This window comes from Pseudomonas sp. DWRC2-2, assembly GCF_049897885.1.
In the GTDB taxonomy this organism is placed as follows: domain Bacteria; phylum Pseudomonadota; class Gammaproteobacteria; order Pseudomonadales; family Pseudomonadaceae; genus Aquipseudomonas; species Aquipseudomonas azotoformans_A.
This window is the reverse complement of record NZ_JAFCXD010000017.1, coordinates 1-5,272: the sequence shown is the minus strand read 5'-3', so window position 1 is coordinate 5,272 and position 5,272 is coordinate 1. Positions and strand designations below refer to the sequence as shown.

General features: G+C 51.1%; 2 tRNA genes and 2 rRNA genes. All 4 read right to left on the bottom strand.

Annotated elements, in window-relative coordinates:
* Positions 1 to 19 precede the first annotated feature (19 nt).
* A 23S ribosomal RNA gene (locus ACP7EW_RS30805) occupies positions 20 to 2,911 on the bottom strand.
* Positions 2,912 to 3,161: 250 nt separating this feature from the next.
* Positions 3,162 to 3,237: transfer RNA gene (locus tag ACP7EW_RS30800), tRNA-Ala, on the bottom strand.
* Positions 3,238 to 3,267: 30 nt separating this feature from the next.
* Positions 3,268 to 3,344, bottom strand: a tRNA-Ile gene (locus tag ACP7EW_RS30795).
* An 82-nt stretch (positions 3,345 to 3,426) separates the two neighbouring features.
* Positions 3,427 to 4,963 (bottom strand): 16S ribosomal RNA (locus tag ACP7EW_RS30790).
* The 16S and 23S rRNA genes sit together here with 2 tRNA genes alongside, the layout of an rRNA operon.
* Positions 4,964 to 5,272: the final 309 nt, after the last annotated feature.

Below are 5,272 nucleotides of genomic sequence, written 5' to 3'. Positions count from 1 at the left end.
CAAATTGCTTGGGTGTTATATGGTCAAGCCTCACGGGCAATTAGTATTGGTTAGCTCAACGCCTCACAGCGCTTACACACCCAACCTATCAACGTCGTAGTCTTCGACGGCCCTTCAGGGAACTCAAGGTTCCAGTGAGATCTCATCTTGAGGCTAGTTTCCCGCTTAGATGCTTTCAGCGGTTATCTATTCCGAACATAGCTACCCGGCAATGCCACTGGCGTGACAACCGGAACACCAGAGGTTCGTCCACTCCGGTCCTCTCGTACTAGGAGCAGCCCCTCTCAAATCTCAAACGTCCACGGCAGATAGGGACCGAACTGTCTCACGACGTTCTAAACCCAGCTCGCGTACCACTTTAAATGGCGAACAGCCATACCCTTGGGACCGGCTTCAGCCCCAGGATGTGATGAGCCGACATCGAGGTGCCAAACACCGCCGTCGATATGAACTCTTGGGCGGTATCAGCCTGTTATCCCCGGAGTACCTTTTATCCGTTGAGCGATGGCCCTTCCATACAGAACCACCGGATCACTAAGACCTACTTTCGTACCTGCTCGACGTGTCTGTCTCGCAGTCAAGCGCGCTTTTGCCTTTATACTCTACGACCGATTTCCGACCGGTCTGAGCGCACCTTCGTACTCCTCCGTTACTCTTTAGGAGGAGACCGCCCCAGTCAAACTACCCACCATACACTGTCCTCGATCCGGATAACGGACCTGAGTTAGAACCTCAAAGTTGCCAGGGTGGTATTTCAAGGTTGGCTCCACGCAGACTGGCGTCCACGCTTCAAAGCCTCCCACCTATCCTACACAAGCAAATTCAAAGTCCAGTGCAAAGCTATAGTAAAGGTTCACGGGGTCTTTCCGTCTAGCCGCGGATACACTGCATCTTCACAGCGATTTCAATTTCACTGAGTCTCGGGTGGAGACAGCGCCGCCATCGTTACGCCATTCGTGCAGGTCGGAACTTACCCGACAAGGAATTTCGCTACCTTAGGACCGTTATAGTTACGGCCGCCGTTTACCGGGGCTTCGATCAAGAGCTTCGCGTTAGCTAACCCCATCAATTAACCTTCCGGCACCGGGCAGGCGTCACACCCTATACGTCCACTTTCGTGTTTGCAGAGTGCTGTGTTTTTAATAAACAGTCGCAGCGGCCTGGTATCTTCGACCGGCATGAGCTTACGGAGCAAGTCCTTCACCCTCACCGGCGCACCTTCTCCCGAAGTTACGGTGCCATTTTGCCTAGTTCCTTCACCCGAGTTCTCTCAAGCGCCTTGGTATTCTCTACCCAACCACCTGTGTCGGTTTGGGGTACGGTTCCTGGTTACCTGAAGCTTAGAAGCTTTTCTTGGAAGCATGGCATCAACCACTTCGCTAACTAAAAGTTAGCTCGTCATCAGCTCTCGGCCTTAGAATCCCGGATTTACCTAAGATTCCAGCCTACCACCTTAAACTTGGACAACCAACGCCAAGCTGGCCTAGCCTTCTCCGTCCCTCCATCGCAATAACCAGAAGTACAGGAATATTAACCTGTTTTCCATCGACTACGCTTTTCAGCCTCGCCTTAGGGACCGACTAACCCTGCGTCGATTAACGTTGCGCAGGAAACCTTGGTCTTTCGGCGTGGGTGTTTTTCACACCCATTGTCGTTACTCATGTCAGCATTCGCACTTCTGATACCTCCAGCAAGCTTCTCAACTCACCTTCACAGGCTTACAGAACGCTCCTCTACCGCATCACTTACGTGATACCCGTAGCTTCGGTGTATGGTTTGAGCCCCGTTACATCTTCCGCGCAGGCCGACTCGACTAGTGAGCTATTACGCTTTCTTTAAAGGGTGGCTGCTTCTAAGCCAACCTCCTAGCTGTCTAAGCCTTCCCACATCGTTTCCCACTTAACCATAACTTTGGGACCTTAGCTGACGGTCTGGGTTGTTTCCCTTTTCACGACGGACGTTAGCACCCGCCGTGTGTCTCCCATGCTCGGCACTTGTAGGTATTCGGAGTTTGCATCGGTTTGGTAAGTCGGGATGACCCCCTAGCCGAAACAGTGCTCTACCCCCTACAGTGATACATGAGGCGCTACCTAAATAGCTTTCGAGGAGAACCAGCTATCTCCGAGCTTGATTAGCCTTTCACTCCGATCCACAGGTCATCCGCTAACTTTTCAACGGTAGTCGGTTCGGTCCTCCAGTTAGTGTTACCCAACCTTCAACCTGCCCATGGATAGATCGCCCGGTTTCGGGTCTATTCCCAGCGACTAGACGCCCTATTAAGACTCGCTTTCGCTACGCCTCCCCTATTCGGTTAAGCTCGCCACTGAAAATAAGTCGCTGACCCATTATACAAAAGGTACGCAGTCACCCAACAAAGTGGGCTCCCACTGCTTGTACGCATACGGTTTCAGGATCTATTTCACTCCCCTCTCCGGGGTTCTTTTCGCCTTTCCCTCACGGTACTAGTTCACTATCGGTCAGTCAGTAGTATTTAGCCTTGGAGGATGGTCCCCCCATATTCAGACAAAGTTTCTCGTGCTCCGTCCTACTCGATTTCATGACTAAGAGATTTTCGCGTACAGGGCTATCACCCACTATGGCCGCACTTTCCAGAGCGTTCCGCTAATCTCAAAGCCACTTAAGGGCTAGTCCCCGTTCGCTCGCCACTACTAAGGGAATCTCGGTTGATTTCTTTTCCTCAGGGTACTTAGATGTTTCAGTTCCCCTGGTTCGCCTCTTACGCCTATGTATTCAGCGTAAGATAACCATCTTATGATGGCTGGGTTCCCCCATTCAGACATCTCCGGATCAAAGTCTGTTTGCCGACTCCCCGAAGCTTTTCGCAGGCTACCACGTCTTTCATCGCCTCTGACTGCCAAGGCATCCACCGTATGCGCTTCTTCACTTGACCATATAACCCCAAGCAATCTGGTTATACTGTGAAGACAACATTCGCCGAAAATTCGATAATACTCAAAACTGAGTAACTCACAAATTTTACCTTAGCCTGATCCGTTACCAGTGAAAGTAACGTTCAGTCTATCTTTCTATCACATACCCAAATTTTTAAAGAACGATCTAATCAAAGACTAGAAATCAACATTCACCATCACCTGGATGGAATGCTCATTTCTAAGCTTTCAAACTTCTAGAAGCAGTAGTGGTGGAGCCAAACGGGATCGAACCGTTGACCTCCTGCGTGCAAGGCAGGCGCTCTCCCAGCTGAGCTATGGCCCCGTATTTCTACAGGCGTTTCCCACACAAAATTGGTGGGTCTGGGCAGATTCGAACTGCCGACCTCACCCTTATCAGGGGTGCGCTCTAACCAACTGAGCTACAGACCCAATTTCGGGCTGCTTCTTATCGTCTTCTTCAATGAATCAAGCAATTCGTGTGGGAACTTATGGAGCAGCTGATGTCGTCGATTAAGGAGGTGATCCAGCCGCAGGTTCCCCTACGGCTACCTTGTTACGACTTCACCCCAGTCATGAATCACACCGTGGTAACCGTCCTCCCGAAGGTTAGACTAGCTACTTCTGGTGCAACCCACTCCCATGGTGTGACGGGCGGTGTGTACAAGGCCCGGGAACGTATTCACCGCGACATTCTGATTCGCGATTACTAGCGATTCCGACTTCACGCAGTCGAGTTGCAGACTGCGATCCGGACTACGATCGGTTTTATGGGATTAGCTCCACCTCGCGGCTTGGCAACCCTCTGTACCGACCATTGTAGCACGTGTGTAGCCCAGGCCGTAAGGGCCATGATGACTTGACGTCATCCCCACCTTCCTCCGGTTTGTCACCGGCAGTCTCCTTAGAGTGCCCACCATAACGTGCTGGTAACTAAGGACAAGGGTTGCGCTCGTTACGGGACTTAACCCAACATCTCACGACACGAGCTGACGACAGCCATGCAGCACCTGTCTCAATGTTCCCGAAGGCACCAATCTATCTCTAGAAAGTTCATTGGATGTCAAGGCCTGGTAAGGTTCTTCGCGTTGCTTCGAATTAAACCACATGCTCCACCGCTTGTGCGGGCCCCCGTCAATTCATTTGAGTTTTAACCTTGCGGCCGTACTCCCCAGGCGGTCAACTTAATGCGTTAGCTGCGCCACTAAAAGCTCAAGGCTTCCAACGGCTAGTTGACATCGTTTACGGCGTGGACTACCAGGGTATCTAATCCTGTTTGCTCCCCACGCTTTCGCACCTCAGTGTCAGTATTAGTCCAGGTGGTCGCCTTCGCCACTGGTGTTCCTTCCTATATCTACGCATTTCACCGCTACACAGGAAATTCCACCACCCTCTACCATACTCTAGTCAGTCAGTTTTGAATGCAGTTCCCAGGTTGAGCCCGGGGATTTCACATCCAACTTAACAAACCACCTACGCGCGCTTTACGCCCAGTAATTCCGATTAACGCTTGCACCCTCTGTATTACCGCGGCTGCTGGCACAGAGTTAGCCGGTGCTTATTCTGTCGGTAACGTCAAAATTGCAGAGTATTAATCTACAACCCTTCCTCCCAACTTAAAGTGCTTTACAATCCGAAGACCTTCTTCACACACGCGGCATGGCTGGATCAGGCTTTCGCCCATTGTCCAATATTCCCCACTGCTGCCTCCCGTAGGAGTCTGGACCGTGTCTCAGTTCCAGTGTGACTGATCATCCTCTCAGACCAGTTACGGATCGTCGCCTTGGTGAGCCATTACCTCACCAACTAGCTAATCCGACCTAGGCTCATCTGATAGCGCAAGGCCCGAAGGTCCCCTGCTTTCTCCCGTAGGACGTATGCGGTATTAGCGTCCGTTTCCGAACGTTATCCCCCACTACCAGGCAGATTCCTAGGCATTACTCACCCGTCCGCCGCTCTCAAGAGAAGCAAGCTTCTCTCTACCGCTCGACTTGCATGTGTTAGGCCTGCCGCCAGCGTTCAATCTGAGCCATGATCAAACTCTTCAGTTCAAACATCTTTGGGTTTTTAAGAAACCCTAAACTTGGCTCAGCAATCGTTGGTTACATCTTTGATTTCTCGCGGAGTAACTTGTGATGCTGATAATCTTGTTGACTATCAGTCTGACTCCACAAGCACCCACACGAATTGCTTGATTCAGTTGTTAAAGAGCGGTTGGTTAAGATCTTTCGTCTCAACCGAGGCGCGCATTCTACAGCAGCCTCATTTGCTGTCAAGTGATTATTTTCAGAAGCTTTCGAAGATTTCTTCAACAACTTCAACCACTTGCGCTTCCGATCTCTCGTCAGCGGGAGGCGAAT